The organism is Mycobacterium sp. SMC-11, from assembly GCF_046250095.1.
GTDB classification, from domain to species: Bacteria; Actinomycetota; Actinomycetes; order Mycobacteriales; family Mycobacteriaceae; genus Mycobacterium; species Mycobacterium heraklionense_A.
On record NZ_CP176430.1, the window covers coordinates 1373525 to 1393961 of the forward strand.

18 protein-coding genes and 1 tRNA gene are annotated in these 20437 nt (G+C 67.0%); 15 read left to right on the forward strand and 4 right to left on the reverse strand.

All coding sequences use genetic code 11. From position 1 onward, the window contains the following. Positions 1-5: 5 nt before the first annotated feature. Positions 6-1178, reverse strand: coding sequence for a Fic family protein (locus tag ACKY0X_RS06535; RefSeq protein ID WP_409428785.1), 1173 nt, complete (start codon positions 1176-1178; stop codon positions 6-8). Positions 1179-1244: 66 nt separating this feature from the next. Beyond that, on the reverse strand, positions 1245-2162 hold the full coding sequence (locus ACKY0X_RS06540) for an LLM class F420-dependent oxidoreductase (RefSeq protein WP_409428786.1): 918 nt from the start codon (positions 2160-2162) through the stop codon (positions 1245-1247). 353 nt (positions 2163-2515) lie between these two features. Between ACKY0X_RS06540 and ACKY0X_RS06545 the strand changes: the two genes are divergently transcribed. Further along, positions 2516-3118 carry a LemA family protein gene (locus ACKY0X_RS06545; protein ID WP_409428787.1) on the forward strand — a complete coding sequence of 201 codons (603 nt, stop codon included), beginning with the start codon at positions 2516-2518 and terminating at the stop codon, positions 3116-3118. 13 nt (positions 3119-3131) lie between these two features. Next, positions 3132-5081: a M48 family metalloprotease gene (locus tag ACKY0X_RS06550; RefSeq protein WP_409428788.1), complete on the forward strand. Its 1950-nt coding sequence runs from the start codon at positions 3132-3134 to the stop codon at positions 5079-5081. Between the two features lie 99 nt (positions 5082-5180). On the opposite strand, the gene ACKY0X_RS06555 is transcribed toward ACKY0X_RS06550, so the two are convergent. Both ACKY0X_RS06555 and ACKY0X_RS06560 read right to left on the reverse strand, forming a co-directional pair. Further along, positions 5181-5585 (reverse strand): DUF732 domain-containing protein, encoded by a 405-nt coding sequence (locus ACKY0X_RS06555; RefSeq protein ID WP_409428789.1) that lies wholly within the window; start codon positions 5583-5585, stop codon positions 5181-5183. 352 nt (positions 5586-5937) lie between these two features. After that, a tRNA-Arg gene (locus ACKY0X_RS06560) sits at positions 5938-6010 on the reverse strand. Positions 6011-6122: 112 nt separating this feature from the next. On the opposite strand from ACKY0X_RS06560, the gene argS reads away from it, so the two are divergent. From argS to atpB, 13 genes are all read left to right on the forward strand, one after another. Continuing rightward, positions 6123-7769: an arginine--tRNA ligase gene (argS, locus tag ACKY0X_RS06565; protein WP_409428790.1), complete on the forward strand. Its 1647-nt coding sequence runs from the start codon at positions 6123-6125 to the stop codon at positions 7767-7769. A gap of 50 nt (positions 7770-7819) precedes the next feature. Then, entirely contained in the window at positions 7820-9202 is a 1383-nt protein-coding gene (gene lysA / locus ACKY0X_RS06570) for a diaminopimelate decarboxylase (protein ID WP_409429532.1), read from the forward strand. Between the two features lie 18 nt (positions 9203-9220). Continuing rightward, entirely contained in the window at positions 9221-10540 is a 1320-nt protein-coding gene (locus ACKY0X_RS06575) for a homoserine dehydrogenase (RefSeq protein ID WP_409429533.1), read from the forward strand. Next, the gene (gene thrC / locus ACKY0X_RS06580) at positions 10537-11619 is read left to right on the forward strand and encodes a threonine synthase (protein ID WP_024442330.1); all 1083 of its coding nucleotides are present in this window, start codon (positions 10537-10539) and stop codon (positions 11617-11619) included. Before ACKY0X_RS06575 ends, thrC begins: the two co-directional genes overlap by 4 nt. Next, a complete protein-coding gene (gene thrB, locus ACKY0X_RS06585; protein ID WP_409428791.1) occupies positions 11619-12566 on the forward strand; it encodes a homoserine kinase in 948 nt (315 codons plus the stop codon). The genes thrC and thrB overlap by 1 nt, the downstream gene beginning before the upstream one ends. A gap of 266 nt (positions 12567-12832) precedes the next feature. Next, positions 12833-14866: a transcription termination factor Rho gene (gene rho / locus ACKY0X_RS06590; RefSeq protein WP_409428792.1), complete on the forward strand. Its 2034-nt coding sequence runs from the start codon at positions 12833-12835 to the stop codon at positions 14864-14866. Between the two features lie 136 nt (positions 14867-15002). Then, entirely contained in the window at positions 15003-15248 is a 246-nt protein-coding gene (rpmE, locus tag ACKY0X_RS06595; protein ID WP_065039845.1) for a 50S ribosomal protein L31, read from the forward strand. Positions 15249-15320: 72 nt separating this feature from the next. Next, positions 15321-16397, forward strand: coding sequence for a peptide chain release factor 1 (gene prfA / locus ACKY0X_RS06600; RefSeq protein WP_409428793.1), 1077 nt, complete (start codon positions 15321-15323; stop codon positions 16395-16397). Then, entirely contained in the window at positions 16394-17251 is an 858-nt protein-coding gene (prmC, locus tag ACKY0X_RS06605) for a peptide chain release factor N(5)-glutamine methyltransferase (RefSeq protein WP_409428794.1), read from the forward strand. The genes prfA and prmC overlap by 4 nt, the downstream gene beginning before the upstream one ends. Then, entirely contained in the window at positions 17248-17907 is a 660-nt protein-coding gene (locus ACKY0X_RS06610; protein WP_409428795.1) for an L-threonylcarbamoyladenylate synthase, read from the forward strand. The genes prmC and ACKY0X_RS06610 overlap by 4 nt, the downstream gene beginning before the upstream one ends. After that, positions 17904-19082: a glycosyltransferase family 4 protein gene (locus tag ACKY0X_RS06615; protein WP_409428796.1), complete on the forward strand. Its 1179-nt coding sequence runs from the start codon at positions 17904-17906 to the stop codon at positions 19080-19082. The genes ACKY0X_RS06610 and ACKY0X_RS06615 overlap by 4 nt, the downstream gene beginning before the upstream one ends. Before the next feature lie 115 nt (positions 19083-19197). After that, the gene (locus tag ACKY0X_RS06620) at positions 19198-19644 is read left to right on the forward strand and encodes a hypothetical protein (protein WP_046285343.1); all 447 of its coding nucleotides are present in this window, start codon (positions 19198-19200) and stop codon (positions 19642-19644) included. Then, positions 19637-20392, forward strand: a complete 756-nt coding sequence (atpB, locus tag ACKY0X_RS06625) for a F0F1 ATP synthase subunit A (protein WP_064889095.1) — start codon at positions 19637-19639, stop codon at positions 20390-20392. Before ACKY0X_RS06620 ends, atpB begins: the two co-directional genes overlap by 8 nt. Positions 20393-20437: the final 45 nt, after the last annotated feature.

The window sequence follows — 20437 nt, forward strand, 5'->3', positions numbered from 1 at the left end:
GCGGTTCAGGCGCGCCGCCCGGCCCGCTCGGCGAACGCGTCCAGCGCGGCGAGCACCTCAGGCGAACGCCACACCCGATTGCGGGGGCCACTGGTGGTCGCGACGAGGACTCCCGCGTCGGCCAGCGGGTTGAGGTAGCGGTGGGCATTGGTCGATTCGATGCCCAGCTCCTGAGCCAGTAGCGCCGCGTTGACGACGGGGTGGCGGGTCAACAGGTCGGCGACTTTCCACACTGCCGAGTCGGCTCGCGCGGTGATGCGAGAGTTCCAGCTCTCCCGGATTACCCGAAGCTCGGCGACCAGCTCTCGTCCGTTTGCGATAGACAGGAGGGCGGCCTCGGCAAAGCGCTCAACAATCGGTGCCGCATCGCCTTCGCGGTAGGCGGTGAGCGCGGCGAAGTACGCACCGGTGTCGGCGAGCAATCCTGCTGAGATCGGCACCGTCACCTGGCGGGTCATGCCCTTGTTGCGCAAGAGGGCGTGCACCAGTGCGCGGCCTGTGCGTCCGTTCCCGTCGGTGAAAGGGTGAATGGTCTCGAATTGCGCGTGTGCCACCGCGATCTGCGGTAGGGCCGGCGTGTCCGAGCGCTGCGCGAACGAGATCAGGTCGGTGATCGCTGCGGGGATCAGTTCGTGGCGCGGGCCGACGAATGTCACACCGATAGGTGTAGAACCGCCCCCGATCCACACTGGCTCGGTACGGAATTCGCCAGGGGTATGGCGTGGTTCCTTACTCATCAGCGCGCGGTGCATCGCCAGGATGGCATCAGCATCCACCTTCTCGGACAAGGCGATTGCCGCCTGCATGGCTGCAGTGTTGGCGACGATCATCTCCGCGTTGCGCTTGGAGCTGTGGCCGGTCAGTTCGGCTTCGGCGATTGCGCGCGAGGACGCCGTCAGGTTCTCGATCTGGGAACTGGCGGCCGATTCGGATCGCAGCAGTACGGCGGCGAACGGTGCGATTTCACTTCCGAGTTCGGCGTCGAAGCGGGTGATCGCATGGCTGGCGGCTTCGGCTTCGGCGATGACGGACGGCGGCAGATCCAGGGCCAACTCGGCGATGCTGGCCGGCACCGCGGGGTGGTAGGTGCCGTACTGCGGCAGCGCGGTGCTGGCGTAGCGAACCCCCTGGGGTTCCCAACGCACGTCCTCGTAGGTGACAGGACGAAGTGAAGTCACCCGTACAGTTTAACTTCACTTAATTATCTAAGTGAAGTTAACTTGGATGGTTGACTTCACTTATGGTCAGGCGTCGAGCACCGCGCGCAATGCCGCTCCCACCTTGGTGATCACCCCGGGGGTGTAACCGGGGATGTTCATGGTCACCCCGCCCACGCCGGCATCGAGCACCTTGGTCTTGATCTGCTCGGCGATCGATTCGGGGCTGCCTATGGCCACCCGCTGAGCCCGCTCGGCCGGAATCTGATCGATGGAGACGCTCGGATCGACCACAGCCGTGAGCAGCATGGTCGTCTCCAGGGTCGCCGGGTCGCGGCCGACCTCGTCGCAGCTGCGCCGGATCGCGTCCACTTTCTGAGGCAGTTGGTCGAATCCGGTGATGAGGTTGAGGTGGTCGAAGTGACGTGCGGCCAGCGGGATCGTCTTCTTCTCGCCGCTGCCGCCGATCAGCAGCGGAATGTGGTCGCGGAAGCGGGGTTCGGCCATCGCCTCGCGGGTGCGGTACCACTTGCCCTCGAAGGTGGGCCGCTCGCCGCGGATCATCGGCAGGATGATCTGTAGCGCCTCGTCGAGCCGGTGGAACCGGTCGGTGAAGGTGCCGAACTCGAAACCCAGTTGGTCGTGTTCGAGCTCGTACCAGCCGGTGCCGATGCCCAGGATGGCGCGGCCGGCGCTGACCACATCGAGCGTGGTGATGATCTTGGCCAGCAGGGCCGGGTTGCGGTAGGTGTTGCCGGTGACCAGCGTGCCCAGCTGCACCCGTTCGGTCGCGGTCGCCAACGCACCCAGGGCGGTGTAGGCCTCGAGCATCGGCTCATCGGGCGAACCCAGCTGCGGTAGTTGATAGAAGTGGTCCATCACCAAGACCGCGTCGAACCCGGCGGCCTCGGCCTCGCGGGCCTGGGCGATGACGGTGGGGAACAGCTCCGAAACGTCGGTGCCGTAGGAGAAGTCGGGGATCTGGAAGCCAAGGCGAATCGTCACTTAGCCGACCTTAGTTTCGGGAGGCGTCTCCCGGGGTGATTTGTGCTGTGAGCGAACTGGGAATGGCGATCTTTGGTTCGGTAGACCCGGCTTCGGGGCCATCGCGACTACGCCGAATCCCACAGCGGTGGCCATGGCGGTGCCGCCAAGCCCGGCGGCGCTCCGTAGGAGCAAGTGGATGCGCCGGGTGAGGGCGAGGCCCCCGAGATCTCCTCCGGGCTCGGATATGGCGAGCCGTCGCGGCGAGCGAAGCGGCCGAAGCCTCCGAACGGACCTGCGTTGGTCTTTCAGCGGTTACGCTTCGCCGAAAACCGCACAAGTGCGGCAAGGCCGACTCTTTGGAGGTATGCCTCGTGGAGCTCACCATCGGAATCATCGTCGTCGTTGTCATATTTCTGCTCCTCGCGATGTTGGTGATCGCGGGCTACAACGGGCTGGTTCGGGCACGCAACGCATACAAGAACGCCTTCGCCCAGATCGACGTTCAGTTGCGGCGTCGCTTCGACCTCATTCCCAACCTGATCGAAACCGCCAAGGCGTACATGGCGCATGAGCGCCAGACCCTGGAGGCCGTCGTCAATGCGCGTGGCGCCGCGATGAACGGCCTTGCCGCTGCCCAGGCCAATCCCGGTGACCCGGCGGCGATGCAGCAGTTGGCCCAGGGGCAGCAGGCACTCAACGGCGCGCTGAGCCGGCTCAACCTGGTGGTCGAGCAGTACCCCGACCTCAAGGCGAACCAGACCATGATGCAACTGTCGGAGGAACTGACCTCCACGGAAAACAAGGTCGCGTTCGCCCGCCAGGCCTACAACGACGCGGTGATGAGCTACAACAACCGGCGTGAGACGTTCCCCGGCAATGTCTATGCCGGCATGTTCAACTTTGCTCCGGCCGCCCTGCTCGAGATCCCGCCGGAACACCCGGAGATGCGGGACGCGCCGAAGGTTCAGTTCTGACCGACCGGCGGCCATGAACTTCTTCGAGCACCAGCGGGCCGCCAAGGGAACCACGCTGAAGCTGGTGTTTCTCTTCGGGGCTGCGGTGATGGCGTTGGTCGCGGCGATCGATGCCGCCGCGGTGACTGCAATGCTCTATCTTTCAAACGATTACAACGGGATCGATGCATCATCGATTCTTGCGATCGTCATCGTCGTCACCGCAATCACGCTTTTGGTCATCACAGGTGGAACGCTGTTCAAGACAATTTCGCTGCGCCAGGGGGGCGCTGCTGTCGCCGCGGCCGTCGGCGCGGTGCCCGTGGACCCGACCACGACCGACCCGCAGTTGCGTAGGTACGTCAACGTCGTCGAGGAGATGTCGCTGGCGTCCGGCGTGCCTGCGCCCCGTTTGTTTGTCATGCCGGGTGAACCCGGAATCAACGCCTTCGCCGCGGGTTTCACGACTGCCGATGCTGCCATCGCGGTGACAGGTGGAGCCCTGGCGCAACTCAACCGTGACGAATTGCAGGGTGTCATCGCTCACGAGTTCAGCCACATCCTCAACGGTGATATGCGGCTGAACATTCGACTCATCGGACTACTCAGCGGAATTCTGCTGATCGGAATGATCGGCCTGCGCGTACTGCAGTTCGGCGGCCGCGGGAGTGACAGCAAGCGCGCACTGCCCCTCGTTGCGTTCGCGTTCGCGATGATGGTGCTCGGCTACGTCGGCGTGTTCTTCGCCAACGTGATCAAGGCTGCGGTATCACGGCAACGGGAGTGGCTGGCTGACGCGTCGGCGGTGCAGTTCACGCGCCAGACCGACGGCCTCGAAGGCGCACTGAAAAAGATTGGCGGCATAGCGACCGGTTCGCGGCTGCGCAACTCCCGCAATGCGGCCGAGGTCAGCCACATGCTGTTCGGAGAAGGCGTGCGACGGTCGTTCACGTCGTTGTTCGCTACGCATCCGCCACTCACCGACCGGATCAGGGCGCTCAACCCAGACTTCGACCCCGGCGAAATCGCCGAACTACAGCAGCGGTACGCCAATCAGGCACCCGACGGCCTGGCCGAGGACGTCGCCGCGGGTTTCGGCCCAGCCGGAACGGCGCTCGGCCGTCCGACACCCGCACCAGAGCAACTCCCCAATGCCGGCTGGCGCACCAGCCCCGAGCAAATCGTGTCTCGTGCAGGCACTTTCACTCCGGCCGACCTGAAGTACGGCGCGGCACTGCATGCGCGGATTCCTGACGATGTCCGCGCGCTGGCCAGCCAGCCCACCACGGCCCCCGCGGCCGTCATCGCTTTGCTCCTCGCGCCGTCGGGCGGGGGTCTGCACTCCCGTCAGCTCGCCTCGGTGACCGAACGTCTGGGGCCGACGCAGGCGCGGGAAGCCGCCGCCCTCGCCGACCGGATGCGGGCGCTGCCGCACGAACTTCGGCTCCCGGTCGTCGCGCTCGCTTTGCCGCAGATCGCCACCCACTCTCGTGCCGAACAGGACGCGCTCATCGCGGTGCTGAACGCGCTCGCCGTCGCCGACGAGAAGGTGACGATGTTCGAATACTGCCTGACCCGCCTGGTCTGGAACTACGTGCTCGATACCAACGACCCGGCTCGCCGGAGCAAGGTAGGCAGCGATTCGCTCACCGGTGTGCGTCCGGTGGTGACAACCCTGCTGGCGACTCTCGCGGTCGCGGGGGGCGCCGACCAAAACGTGGCGGCACAGTCTTTGGACATTGCGCTGCAACGACTTTACGGCGATACCGCCAGGCCCGAGAACCCGCGCCGCTTGAGCTGGCAGCAGACCCTCGACGAAGGCTGGGCCGCCCTCGACGCCTTGGACCCCAGGGCGAAGCAAGCACTCGTCGAAGCGATGGTGGAATCGGTTCTGCACGACGGCACCGTGACAGCGTCGGAAGCTGAATTACTCCGTGCGGCATGCGGCTTGATGCACGTTCCCCTGCCTGCGCTGTTGGGCTGACCGACTGGATCGACGGTTGAGATAGCGCCACCGATCGTGGACTCGCGCATACCGTCGATTGGGGAACCGATGGACGGGTCGTGTTGTCCCGTGTGTGATCTAGGGGGTTGCTGGAGGAGGTTGATCGCTGGGACCGTCGACTGCCGCGTACCCGAGGGGGTTCACCCCGGGGCACAAGTTATCGATCGCGGCGTTCACGAGAAGAGCGGCCCCGTTGCGTTCGAGTCGGGGGTTCTGTTCCCAAATCGTCTGCGCGACCCAGTTTGGATTACGGCCGAACATCAGGCCGGCACTCGGAGCCAGCATCGAGCACGCAGACTTGCCCGTCCTCAGCAATCCATCGTCTCCCTTTGCAGAAGTCGCCCCAAGCGCATCCATCGCGGCGAGAAATGATTCGTTGTCGGCCGACGCAGTAGGGGCGGCTAGCGCCGCCAACGACGCACAGCAACTGATCGCTGACACAACCGTTGCCATCGCTCCAGCGTGCTTGATGATGCTGACCATGCAAGTCTCCCGTCCACTTCGTCTGTGTGTGCCGAATCGCGTGAGCGTGGCCCGCCGGAAGGAAGTCTACTAACGGCCCGGAAAGCGGAGTCAAGGTGTATCTCCCGTGCACTCCGCCAAAGCCATGGCGTCCATTCCTCGGAACGGGTCCGTGGGTTACTTCTAGGAACCGTCGATGTGAGCCGTGGGCTGTACGCCTGCTGTGTGGACCGTGCCGGTAAGCGGGTATGACCTCAGCGCGCAAACGGGTAGATGGGCCCCTTTTCTGGGGCTGCACTAGCGAAAGGTCAGAGTCGACTTGAACGTCAAGACAGAGATTTCGAGGACGTCTAGACAGAGATTTCGAGCTAAGTGCCCCCGGCAGGATTCGAACCTGCGGCCTTCTGCTCCGGAGGCAGACGCTCTATCCCCTGAGCTACGGGGGCGCACGTACAAACGGGCGCCAGGTGGGCTTTGACAGACTAGCGCATGATTGCCCGGACCCGAGAACCGGACGGATTCGGGGCCTGACCACGTAAGACCATAGGATGGGGCCTCGTGACCCCCGCCGATCTGGCCGAATTGCTCAAGAACACCGCCGCCGCGGTGCTGGCCGAACATGACCTGGACACCGCCGCGCTGCCCGCGACGGTGACAGTCGAGCGGCCGCGCAACCCCGAACACGGTGATTACGCCACCAACCTGGCCCTGCAGCTGGGCAAGAAGGTGGGCGTCAACCCGCGCGAGCTGGCCGGCTGGCTGGCCGAGGCGCTGGTGCAGGCCGACGGGATCGCCGCGGCCGAGATCGCGGGACCGGGGTTTGTGAACCTGCGCATCGAGGCCTCCGCGCAGGGCGCCGTGGTCGCCAACATCATCAGCGCCGGCACAAGCTACGGCCACACCGACTCCCTCGGCGCACTCAACGTCAACCTGGAGTTCGTCTCGGCCAACCCCACCGGCCCCATCCACATCGGTGGCACCCGGTGGGCCGCGGTCGGTGACGCACTGGGCCGGCTGCTGAGCACCCAGGGTGCCGCGGTCACCCGCGAGTACTATTTCAACGACCACGGCGCCCAGATCGACCGGTTCGCCAACTCGCTGATCGCCGCCGCCAAGGGCGAGCCCGCCCCCGAGGACGGTTACGCCGGCGCCTATATCACCGACATCGCGGCCCAGATCCAGGCCAAGGTGCCCGACGCCCTGAACAGCCCGGACGCCCAGGAGACGTTCCGTGAGATCGGCGTCGACCTGATGTTCACCCACATCAAGAAGTCGCTGCACGAATTCGGTACCGACTTCGACGTCTTCACCCACGAAGACTCGATGCACACCTCCGGCCGCGTCGAGCAGGCCATCGAGCGGCTGCGCGCCAACGACAACATCTACGAAAAAGACGGCGCCACCTGGCTGCGCACCAGCGCCTACGGCGACGACAAGGACCGCGTCGTCATCAAAAGCGACGGCAAGCCCGCCTACATCGCCGGCGACCTGGCCTACTACCTGGACAAGCGCGAGCGCGGCTTCAACCTGTGTATCTACATGCTCGGCGCCGACCACCACGGCTATATCGCCCGGCTCAAGGCCGCCGCGGCCGCTTTCGGTGACGACCCGGCCACTGTCGAGGTGCTGATCGGCCAGATGGTTAACCTGGTGCGCGATGGCCAGCCGGTCAAGATGAGCAAGCGCGCCGGCACCGTCATCACCCTCGACGACCTGGTCGAGGCCATCGGCGTGGACGCCGCCCGCTACAGCCTGACCCGCTCCTCGGTGGACACCCCCATCGACATCGACCTGGCGTTGTGGTCCTCGGCGAGCAACGAAAACCCGGTCTACTACGTGCAATACGCGCACGCGCGGCTCTCCGCGCTGGCCCGCAACGCCGCCGAGCTGGGCCTGGCCCCCGACACCGCCAACCTCGGGCTGCTCAGCCACGACAAGGAAGGCGCGCTGATCCGCAACCTCGGGGAGTTCCCCCGGGTGCTGGAAACCGCTGCCGCCCTGCGGGAACCGCACCGGGTCTGCCGCTACCTGGAAGACCTTGCCGGCGACTACCACCGGTTCTACGACAGCTGCCGGGTGCTGCCCCAGGGCGATGAGGAACCCGGCGAGCTGCATGCCGCGCGGCTGGCGCTGTGTCAGGCCACCCGCCAGGTGATCGCCAACGGGCTGGGCATCCTCGGCGTGAGCGCACCGGAGCGGATGTGAACGTCCACCCCGCGGGCCCTCGCCACGCCGAAGAGATCCAGCACGACGGACTGCCGCCGCGGCCCCAGACTCCGCAGCAGCTGCTGCAGTTGGCGTCGAATGTCTGGCCGCGCAATACCGTTCGCGGCGACGACGGCGTCACCCAGATCGCCGGGGTCAAGGTCACCGACCTGGCCGCCGAGTTCGGCACCCCGCTATTCGTCATCGACGAGGACGATTTCCGGGGCCGCTGCCGCGAGATCGCCGAGGCGTTCGGCGGGGGCGACAACGTGCATTACGCCGCTAAAGCCTTCCTGTGCAGTGAGATCGCGCGCTGGATCGACCAAGAGGGCCTGTGCCTGGATGTCGCCACCGGGGGAGAGCTGGCCGTTGCGCTGCACGCCGGCTTCCCCGCGCAGCGAATCACCCTGCACGGCAACAACAAGTCGGTCGCCGAACTGGAGACCGCGGTCAACGCCGGCGTCGGCCACATCGTGGTGGACTCGCTCATCGAGATCGACCGCCTCGAAGCGGTCGCCAAGGCGGCCGGGACAACTCAGGACGTCCTGGTGCGCGTCACCGTCGGTGTGGAGGCCCACACCCACGAATTCATCTCGACCGCCCACGAAGACCAGAAGTTCGGGCTTTCGCTGGCCAGCGGTGCGGCAATGGACGCCATCAGAAGGGTGTTCGCCACCGAGCACCTGCGGCTGATCGGCCTGCACAGCCACATCGGCTCGCAGATCTTCGACGTCGCCGGCTTCGAATTGGCCGCTCACCGGGTCATCGGGCTGCTGCGCGATGTGGTCGCCGAGTTCGGTGTCGACAAGACCGCGCAGCTCTCGGTCATCGACCTGGGTGGGGGACTGGGCATCTCGTATCAGCCGCAGGACGACCCGCCGCCGATGGCCGAGCTGGCCGCCAAGCTGGCCGCGATCGTGCGCGACGAGTCCGCCGCGGTGGGCCTGCCCACCCCGCAACTGGTCGTCGAACCCGGTCGGGCCATCGCCGGTCCGGGCACCATCACGCTCTATGAGGTCGGCACCGTCAAGGACGTCGCCGTCAGCGCCACCGGCCATCGCCGCTACGTCAGCGTCGACGGCGGCATGAGCGACAACATCCGGCCGGCGCTGTATGACGCGCACTACGACGTGCGGCTGGTCTCGCGAGGCCTACCGGGCCTCGGAGAAGCAGGAGCGTTGCCGGAGTTGGGGCGCATCGTCGGCAAGCACTGCGAGAGCGGCGACATCATTGTCCGTGACACCTGGGTGCCCGTAGGCATGGTGCCCGGTGACCTGATCGCGGTGGCCGCCACCGGCGCCTACTGTTACTCGATGTCGAGCAGGTACAACCTGCTCACCCGCCCGGCGGTGGTGGCGGTACGTGACGGGAAAGCCCGCCTTATGCTGCGCCGGGAGACCGTCGAAGACCTGATCAGCCTGGAGGTGGGGTAAAAAGTGTCCGGTTCGCAGGTGTCCGGGGCCCCCATAGGGGTGGCAGTCCTCGGCTTGGGCAACGTCGGCAGTGAAGTCGTACGCATTCTCGAGGCCAGCGCTGATGATCTGGCCGCGCGCATCGGCGCACCGCTGGTGCTGCGCGGGGTCGGTGTGCGCCGGGTGGCGGACGACCGCGGCGTGCCAGCGGAATTGCTCACCGACGACATCGACAGCTTGGTGTCGCGCAGCGACGTCGACATCGTCGTGGAGCTGATGGGCCCGGTCGAACCGGCCCGCAAGGCGATCCTGTCGGCGATCGCGCACGGCAAATCCGTCGTCACCGCGAACAAGGCCCTGCTGTCGCGGTCCACCGGGGAGCTGGCCGAGGCCGCCGAGAACGCGCGGGTGGACCTGTACTTCGAGGCCAGCGTCGCCGGCGCCATCCCGGTGATCCGGCCGCTGACCCAGTCGCTGGCCGGCGACACCGTGTTGCGGGTGGCCGGCATCGTCAACGGCACCACCAACTACATCCTGTCCGAAATGGACTCCACCGGCGCCGACTACACCGCCGCGCTGGCCGATGCGAGTGCGCTGGGCTACGCCGAGGCCGACCCGACCGCCGACGTGGAGGGCTACGACGCCGCCGCCAAGGCCGCGATCCTGGCATCGATCGCCTTCCACACTCGGGTGACCGCCGACGACGTCTACCGGGAGGGCATCACCAGCATCAGCCCGGCGGACTTCACCACGGCCCGGGCGTTGGGCTGCACGATCAAACTGCTGGCCATCTGCGAGCGCATCACCACCAGTGATGGGCAGCAGCGGGTTTCGGCCCGGGTATACCCGGCGCTGGTGCCGCTGACCCACCCACTGGCCACGGTCAACGGGGCCTTCAACGCGGTGGTGGTCGAAGCCGAGGCGGCCGGTCGGCTGATGTTCTACGGCCAGGGTGCCGGCGGCGCGCCGACCGCATCGGCGGTCACCGGTGATCTGGTGATGGCCGCCCGCAACCGGGTGCAGGGCGGGCGCGGGCCGCGTGAATCCAAGTACGCCCAGCTGGCCATCGCCCCGATCGGTGACGTGCAGACCCGCTACTACGTGAGCATGGACGTCGCCGACAAGCCGGGTGTGCTGTCCACGGTGGCAGCCGAGTTCGCCGCCCACGGCGTCAGCATCGCCGAGGTGCGCCAGGAGGGCGTGGCCGACAACGATGGCCAACTGATCGGCGCTCGGATCGTGGTGGTCACCCACCGGGCTGCCGACGCAGCATTGTCGAAAACCGTTGCGGCGCTGGCTGACCTGGACGCAGTCCAGCGGATCGCCAGCGTGCTACGACTGGAAGGAACAGACCAGTGAGCTCCACCCGGACACCGATCCACCGCCCCTGGCCCGGCCTGATCGGCGCCTACCGCGATCGGCTTCCCATCGGCGACGACTGGACGGCCATCACCCTGCACGAGGGCGGCACCCCGCTGATCCACGCCAAGCGGATCTCCGAGCAGACCGGCTGCACGGTGCACCTGAAGGTCGAAGGGCTCAACCCCACCGGCTCGTTCAAGGACCGCGGCATGACGATGGCCGTCACCGACGCGGTCGCCCGCGGCCAAAAGGCGGTGCTGTGCGCCTCGACCGGCAACACCTCGGCATCGGCGGCCGCCTACGCCGCCCGCGCCGGCATCACCTGCGCGGTGCTGATCCCGCAGGGCAAGATCGCGATGGGCAAGCTCGCGCAGGCAGTCATGCACGGCGCCAAGATCATTCAGATCGACGGCAACTTCGACGACTGCCTGGAGCTGGCCCGCAAGATGGCCACCGACTTCCCGACCATCTCTCTGGTGAACTCGGTCAACCCGGTGCGCATCGAAGGCCAGAAGACGGCGGCCTTCGAGATCGTCGACGCACTGGGCACCGCGCCCGACATCCACTCGCTGCCGGTCGGCAACGCCGGCAACATCACCGCGTACTGGAAGGGCTACCGCGAGTACTTCGCCGACGGCCTGACCGAGAAGCTGCCGAAGATGTTGGGCACCCAGGCTGCCGGGGCCGCACCGCTGGTGCTCGGTGAGCCGGTTAAGAACCCGGAGACCATCGCCACCGCGATCCGCATCGGCTCGCCGGCCTCCTGGACGCAGGCCGTTGAAGCGCAGGTGGATTCGGGTGGACGGTTCCTGGCCGCCACCGACGACGAGATTCTGGCCGCCTACCACCTGGTGGCGCAGACCGAGGGTGTATTCGTCGAGCCCGCCTCGGCGGCCAGCATCGCCGGGCTGCTCAAGTCGGTGGAGGACGGCTGGGTGCCGCGCGGTTCGACCGTGGTGTGCACCGTGACCGGCAACGGGCTCAAGGACCCCGACACCGCGCTCAAGGACATGCCCGAGGTGACCGCGGTTCCCGTCGACGCGGCCACTGTGGTCGCCGAATTGGGGCTGGCCTAGTGGTTCAGTTGTTGCCGACCGGGTTGACGGCCAGCGTCGCGGTTGCGGCGTCGAGCGCCAACCTGGGCCCCGGCTTCGACAGCCTGGGTCTGGCGCTGGGCCTCTACGACGAGGTGATCGTCGAGACGGTCGAGTCCGGTCTGGTGGTGCAGGTCGAGGGGGAGGGCGCCGGTCAGGTTCCGCTTACCTCGGATCACCTTGTGGTGCAAGGCATCCTGCGCGGCATGCGCGAGGCGGGTGTCGAGGCACCCGGCATGGTGGTGCGCTGCCGCAATGCGATCCCGCATCAGCGTGGCCTGGGCTCCTCGGCCGCCGCGGTGGTCGGTGGGCTCGCCGTGGTCAATGGTCTTGTCACGCAACTTGATCGGCCCGGCCTGTCCGAAACTCAGCTGATCCAGCTGGCCTCGGAGTTCGAAGGCCACCCCGATAACGCTGCGGCCGCCGTACTGGGCGGCGCCGTGGTTTCGTGGACAGCAAAAGCAGCAGACGGCCGGGTCGACTATGCGGCGGCGCCGCTGCGGCTGCACCCCGACATCCATCTGTTCCCGGCGATCCCGCAACTGCGTTCGTCGACTGCCGAGACCCGGGCTTTGTTGCCCGAGCAGGTCAGCCACCGCGATGCCCGGTTCAATGTCAGCCGGGCGGCGCTGCTGGTGGTGGCGCTGACCGAGCGGCCCGACCTGCTGCTGACGGCCACCGAGGATGTGCTGCACCAGCCGCAGCGCGGCGCCGCGCAGCCGGAGTCGGCGGCATTCCTGGAGTTGCTGCGTCGGCACGGCATCGCAGCGGTGCTTTCCGGCGCTGGACCTGCGGTGATCGCGCTGACGACAGCGGCCCAACTGCCCGCCGCGGTGCTGGAGTCGCCGGAGGCTCGTGTGTTCAACGTCACCGAGATGCCGGTCGGCGACGCGGTCAGGTGGAACTCCGGGGTGGCGGTACCGGGTTGAGCCGCGCAGCAAACCATCTGTTGCGTCGAGCACAGAAGCGGGCTATCCTCGGTCCCGTCCCGCATTCGCGGCATCAGCACCTGTTTTCAGAATGTGATGTCAACCGGGATGCCACCAAATTCTTCCCGTAGCTGACGGTTTGCGTTACGACGCCGTCGATACGGGCTACACCGTTAAACAGTCGACGGTGACACGCACTCGGCGAGTCCGCTGAATGCAACCAAGCCCCTCGCGTGAGAAAACCGACGAGGGAAGAAAGGAAATCCGTGACCGAAACGGACCTCTTCACGGCTGAAGGCAGCACCGATCAGGAATCGCTGCCGACCCCCCCGAGCACTTCCGAGACCAGCCAGGACGCAGCCGCCGGCGGTAGTGACGCCGCGCCGTCCGCCCCGGAGACCGCCGCGACGTCGGCCACTACCGAGTCCGCTCCCGCTTCGGCGCCCGACAACGGTGCGGCCACCGCCCCCTCCGACAGCTCGCTGTCGGCGATGGTGCTGCCCGAACTGCGGGCGCTGGCCAACCGCGTCGGTGTCAAGGGCTCCTCCGGCATGCGCAAGAGCGAACTGATTGCCGCCATCCGCGAGGTCTCCGGCAACGGGGGCAACGGCGGCAGTGGCGCCGAAGCGCCGAAGACGAAGACACAGACCAGCGAGCAACCCGCCAACGGCGCGGCCAATGGTGCCGAGCCTGCCGCGGCCAACGAGGCGGACGCTCCGGCGGCCCCGCCCCGCCGCGAACGCCGTGGCGCCAGCCGTGCGACCGGTTCGCCCGCCGCCAATGGCGGAGAGTCCGAGAAGCCGGCAGAGCAGGACAAGCCGGCCGAGGCCGAGACCCAGGGCGAGGCGCGCAAGCAGGGCCGCAACGACGACAAGGCCGACAAGTCCGACAAGGCCGAGCAGTCCGGTGGACGCCGCGAGCGCGAGGGCGCCAAGAGCGAGCCCAAGGCCGACGCGAAAACCGACGCCAAGACCGACGAAGCCGCGCAGTCCAAGAACGACGACCAGGGCGGCGACCAGTCCAACCGTGGCGGTGGCGACGACGACGAAGGACGCGGTGGCCGGCGTGGCCGTCGGTTCCGTGACCGGCGTCGCCGTGGCGAGCGTGGCGGCGAAAGTGGCGGCGCCGGCGGCGACGCCGAGCTGCGCGAGGACGACGTCGTCCAGCCGGTCGCGGGCATCCTCGATGTGCTCGACAACTACGCGTTCGTGCGTACCTCGGGCTACCTGGCCGGCCCCAACGACGTCTACGTCTCGATGAACATGGTTCGCAAGAACGGGCTGCGCCGCGGCGACGCGGTGACCGGTGCCGTGCGGGTGCCCCGCGACGGTGACCAGCCCAACCAGCGGCAGAAGTTCAACCCGCTGGTGCGGCTGGACTCGGTCAACGGCGGCCCCGTCGAGGACGCCCGTAAGCGTCCAGAGTTCTCCAAGCTGACCCCGCTGTACCCGAACCAGCGGCTGCGGTTGGAAACCTCAGGGGAGAAGCTGACCACCCGCGTCATCGACCTGATCATGCCGATCGGCAAGGGGCAGCGTGCCCTGATCGTGTCACCGCCCAAGGCCGGTAAGACCACGATCATGCAGGACATCGCCAACGCGATCACCCGCAACAACCCCGAGTGCCACCTGATGGTGGTGCTGGTCGACGAGCGTCCCGAAGAAGTCACCGACATGCAGCGCTCGGTCAAGGGTGAGGTCATCGCCTCGACCTTCGACCGGCCGCCGTCAGACCACACCCAGGCCGCCGAGCTGGCCATCGAGCGGGCCAAGCGCCTGGTCGAGCAGGGCAAGGACGTCGTCGTGCTGCTGGACTCGATCACCCGGCTGGGTCGTGCCTACAATAACGCCTCCCCGGCGTCGGGCCGCATCCTGTCCGGTGGTGTGGACTCCACCGCGCTCTACCCGCCCAAGCGGTTCCTGGGCGCGGCCCGCAACATCGAGGACGGCGGTTCGCTGACCATCATCGCCACCGCGATGGTGGAGACCGGCTCCACCGGTGACACCGTGATCTTCGAAGAGTTCAAGGGCACCGGTAACGCCGAGCTCAAGCTGGACCGCAAGATCGCCGAGCGCCGGGTGTTCCCGGCCGTCGACGTCAACCCGTCGGGCACCCGCAAGGACGAGCTGCTGCTCTCGCCGGACGAGTTCGCGATCGTGCACAAGCTGCGTCGACTGCTGTCCGGCCTGGACTCGCACCAGGCCATCGACCTGCTGATGAGCCAGCTGCGCAAGACCAAGAACAACTACGAGTTCCTGGTGCAGGTTTCCAAGACCACGCCGGGAATGGACAACGACTAACCGGAATGCGCGGGAGCCTCCCGGCGTTTTGGGGGGCGACAGCGTAGCTGGCATAATCGAACACCTCAGGTTCCGGTTCACGTCCGCCCACATTCGAAGGCGGGCGACCCGGCGGCCGACGATTGAAGAGGACATCATGAAATCTGGCATTCACCCCGCCTACGGCGAGACCACCGTGGTCTGCGGTTGTGGCAACAGCTTCACCACCCGCAGCACCAAGGAGAGCGGCCACATCGTGGTCGAGGTCTGCTCGCAGTGCCACCCGTTCTATACCGGCAAGCAGAAGATCCTGGACAGCGGCGGCCGCGTCGCGCGCTTCGAGAAGCGCTACGGCAAGCGCAACGCCGGTGCCGCAGCAGCTGCAGCAGCCGACGACAAGTAGCTCCCTCACCGACGCCCGGAACGTGCCAGCACGTCATCCGGGCGTCGGTTTGCGTTCGGGGATGGAGGTGAGATGACCCAAAGCACTCAGGGAATCGACGCCCTGCTGGCCGAGCACGCCGCCCTGGAAACGCAGCTGTCGGATCCCGAACTGCACAACGACCCGACCGAGGCCCGTCGGGCCGGTCGGCGCTTCGCCCAACTGGCGCCCATCATCGCCACCCACCGCAAGCTCGAGTCGGCCCGCGGCGACCTCGAGGCCGCCCGGGAATTGGCCGCCGACGACGCGTCGTTCGCCGCCGAGGTCCCGGAGCTGGAGGCGCGCGTCGCCGAGCTGGACACCGCACTCACCGACATGCTGGCGCCCCGCGACCCGCACGACGCCGACGACATCGTGCTCGAGGTCAAATCCGGCGAAGGCGGCGAGGAATCGGCATTGTTCGCCGCCGACCTGGCCCGGATGTATATCCGCTACGCGGAACGCCAGGGCTGGAAGGTGACCGTCCTCGACGAGACCACCTCCGACCTCGGCGGCTACAAAGACGCCACCCTGACCATCGCGAGCAAGGGCGACAGCGCCGACGGCGTGTGGTCGCGGATGAAGTTCGAGGGCGGGGTGCACCGCGTGCAGCGCGTGCCGGTGACCGAATCGCAGGGCCGCGTCCACACCTCGGCGGCCGGCGTCCTGGTCTACCCCGAGCCCGAAGAGGTCGCCGAGGTGTCCATCGACGAGTCGGACCTGCGTATCGACGTCTACCGGTCCTCCGGCAAGGGCGGCCAGGGCGTCAACACCACCGACTCCGCGGTGCGAATCACCCACCTGCCGACCGGGATTGTGGTGACCTGCCAGAACGAGCGGTCGCAGCTGCAGAACAAGGCCCGTGCATTGCAGGTCTTGGCGGCCCGGCTGCAGGCGGTTGCCGAGGAGCAGGCCCAGGCGGATGCCTCGGCCGATCGGGCCAGCCAGATCCGCACCGTGGACCGCAGCGAGCGCATCCGCACCTACAACTTCCCGGAAAACCGGATCACCGACCACCGCATCGGCTACAAGGCGCACAACCTCGACCAGGTCCTCGACGGGGATCTCGATCCGATGTTCGACGCGTTGGCAGCCGCCGATAAGGAAACCCGGTTACAGGGGACGGCGTGAGCCGAATTAGGGACGCGATAGATTCCGCTGCAGCGCTTTTCGCTGATGCCGGGATCGATTCCGCCCGCTACGACGCTGAAGAGCTCGCCGCCCACGCGGCCGGTACCGACCGAGGCCGGCTGGCACTGCTGGATTCACCCGACGACGAGTTCTACGGGCGGTACCGGGAATTGGTCGCCGCACGCAGCTCTCGGATCCCGCTGCAGCACCTGATCGGTACCGCGGCGTTCGGCCCGGTGCTGCTGCAGGTCGGTCCGGGCGTATTCATCCCGCGGCCGGAAACCGAAGCGCTGCTCGACTGGGTGCTGAAACAGGCTGCGGCCCAACCGCTCGGCACGCACCCGGTGATCGTCGATGCCTGCACCGGCTCCGGTGCACTGGCGATCGCGTTGTCCCACAGTTTCCCCGGCGCCCGTGTCCTCGCGGTCGAGGACTCCGAACCGGCGTTGGACTACGCGCGGCGCAACTGTGCGGATACGTCGGTGGAGCTGATCCACGCCGATGTGACCACGCCGGGGCTGCTGTCGGAGCTCGACGGTCGAGTCGACCTGATGGTCAGCAACCCGCCCTATATTCCCGACGGCGTGGAGCTAGATCCCGAAGTGGCCCAGCATGATCCGGAGCACGCGTTGTTCGGCGGCCCGGACGGAATGTCGGTGATCACTCCGCTGGCCCAGCTGGCAGCGCGATTGCTGCGCCCCGGTGGACTGTTCGCCGTCGAACACGACGACACCACGCCGACGGCCACCGTCCAAACCGTGCGTGACACCGGATTCTTCGACGAGGTAGTGTCCCGGCCCGACCTGACTGGGCGGCTCCGGTTCGTGACGGCGATCAGGAACGATCAACCATGACAGAGGTTTTCGACTGCGCCGACGCCGACCAGCGTGCGGCCGGAATCGCGGCGGCGATCGATGCTGTGCGCGGTGGTCGCCTGGTGGTGCTGCCGACCGACACGGTCTACGGCATCGGTGCCGACGCCTTCAACGCCGCCGGGGTGACCGCGCTGCTGGCGGCCAAACGACGCGGCCGGGACATGCCGGTGGGCGTGCTGGTCGGGTCGTGGAACTCCATCGACGGGCTGGCCCTGATCGTGCCGCAGACCGCCCGGGAACTGATCCGCGCCTTCTGGCCGGGCGCGCTCAGCCTGATCGTCACCCAGGCCCCGTCGCTGCAGTGGGACCTCGGCGAAGCCCGCGGCACGGTCATGGTGCGCATGCCGCTGCACCCGGTGGCCCTGGAGATCCTCAAGGCGGTGGGCCCGATGGCGGTGTCCAGCGCCAACGTCTCCGGCGGGTCGCCCGCCGTCGCGGCAGGCGAAGCGCAAAGTCAACTGGGGGAGTCCGTCGACGTCTACCTCGACGCCGGGCCGGCCGAACAAGGTGCGGCCTCGACGATCGTCGATCTGACCGGCCCCGCACCGCGGATCGTCCGCACCGGACCGGTCTCCGCCGAACAGATCGGCGCGGTGCTGGGGCTGGATCCGGACGCGCTGACGGGAACACCGTGACCAGCCTGCTGGCTCTGGCCGACCGCGGCGCCGGCGTGCCGCTGCGAGAACTCGCACTGGTCGGCTTGACCGCCGCGATCATCACCTACTTCACCACCGGACCCGTCCGCTGGATGGCCACCCGGATCGGCGCAGTCGCCTACCCGCGCGAACGCGACGTCCATGTGCAGCCCACCCCGCGGATGGGCGGGCTGGCGATGTACGTCGGCATCGTCGCCGGGATCTTCCTGGCCTCGCAGCTGCCGGCCCTGACCCGCGGCTTCGTCTACTCGACCGGCATGCCGGCGGTGGTGCTGGCCGGCGGCGTCATCATGGGAATCGGTCTGCTCGACGACAAGTGGGGCCTGGACGCCCTGACCAAGTTCGCCGGCCAGATCACCGCGGCCAGCGTGCTTGTCACCATGGGTGTGGCCTGGAGCGTGCTCTACATCCCGATCGGTGGCGTCGGCACCGTGGTGCTCGATCAGGTGTCGTCGATCCTGCTGACGCTGGCGTTGACGGTCTCGATCGTCAACGCGATGAACTTCGTCGACGGCCTTGACGGGCTGGCTGCCGGCTTGGGGCTGATCACCGCACTGGCGATCTGCATATTCTCGGTCGGCGTGCTGCAGGATCACGGCGGCGACGTGCTGTTCTACCCGCCCGCGTTGATCTCGGTGGTCTTGGCCGGGGCTTGTTTGGGTTTCCTGCCACACAATTTCAGCCCGGCGAAGATCTTCATGGGCGACTCCGGTTCGATGCTGATCGGGCTGATGCTGGCCGCGGCGTCTACCACCGCGGCCGGGCCGATCTCGCAAACGGCCTACGGCGCGCGCGACGTCTTCGCGCTGCTGTCGCCGTTCCTGTTGGTGGCGGCCGTGATGTGCGTGCCGGCGCTGGACGTGCTGCTGGCGATCATCCGTCGTACTCGCGCCGGGCTCAGCCCCTTCAGCCCGGACAAGATGCACCTGCACCATCGGTTGCTGCAGATCGGCCATTCCGACCGCCGCGTGGTGCTGCTGATCTACTTGTGGACGGCGATCGTCGCATTCGGGGCGGCCGGCACCATCTTCTTTGACCCGCGCTACACCGGGGCGGTGATGTTGGGTGCGATGCTCATCGCGATTGTCGTTACGCTCATCCCGTTGCTACGCCGGGGCGGCGCCTCGGAAGACGGCCCCTACGACACGCGGTAGTAGCACCGTCTAAGATGGTGTTGTAGGTGGTTCCACAGTGCGTTCGGGCATCCGATACGCTCGGCGGGCGACTGCACGACAGTGACGCAGGGCAGATTCAGATTGGGGTGAGGCGGTGACGACACCAGCGCAGGATGCGCCGTTGGTGTTGCCGTCGGTGGTATTCCAGCCGATTCGGCTGTCACTGATCTGTGTTGCTCTGACCGCTGCCGCCATTGCTGCCGCCGCTCAATTCGGCCGACCGCTCTTCGGTGTGTTCTTCGGGCTGGGCCTGGCGCTCGGCCTGGGCAATGCGCTGCTGATTCGCCGGTCCGCGCTGAAGATCACCGCCTCCGACCATCCGCTGAAGAAGAAGATGGCGCTGAACTCGGCGTCTCGTCTGCTGGTCATCAGCGCGATCGGCCTGGCAATCGCTTACCAGTTCCGTCCAGAGGGCCTCGGTGCGCTGTTCGGACTGGCCTTGTTCGAGGTAGTGCTGGTGCTGACCACCATGCTGCCAGTGGTAAAAAAGCTCCGCGCGCAAGCGTCAGAGTCGGGCGCTGAAGGGACGGAAAATGACTGAGTCGATCCTGGCTGAGGGAGCCATCGAGGTCGGCCACCACGAGACCGCGGTATGGCCGCTGGTCGGTGAGGTCAACATCGACACCATCACCTCCACCGCGATCGCAGCGGTGATCGTGATCGCCCTGGCGCTCTTCCTGCGCGCCAAGGTCACCTCGACCGGGGTCCCCGGCGGGGTGCAGTTGTTCTTCGAGGCGATCACCATTCAGATGCGCAACCAGATCGAGGGCGCCATCGGGATGAAGATCGCCCCGTTCGTGCTGCCGCTGGCGGTGACGATCTTCGTCTTCATCCTGGTCTGTAACTGGCTGTCGGTGCTGCCCGTGCAGTACGCCGACGAGCACGGCGTCCATGAGTTGATTTCCTCCGCCGCCGCCGACATCAACTTCGTGCTGGCGCTGGCCCTGCTGGTGTTCTGCGGCTACCACCTGGCCGGCTTCTGGCGCCGCGGCTTCATCGGCCACCCGCTGCGGGTCCTCAAGGGCCACGTCGCGATCCTGGCGCCGATCAACCTGGTCGAAGAAGTGGCCAAGCCGGTCTCGCTGTCTCTGCGTCTGTTCGGCAACATCTTCGCCGGCGGCATCCTGGTCAGCCTGATCGCGTTGCTCGGGCCGGTCTTCATGGTCGCGCCGAACGCGATCTGGAAGACCTTCGACCTGTTCGTCGGCCTGATCCAGGCGTTCATCTTCGCGCTGCTGACCATCCTGTACTTCAGCCAGGCCATGGAGCTCGAAGAAGACCACCACTAGAACCACCTGCACGACCACATCAGACCTGGTAGAGCACTACCAGCT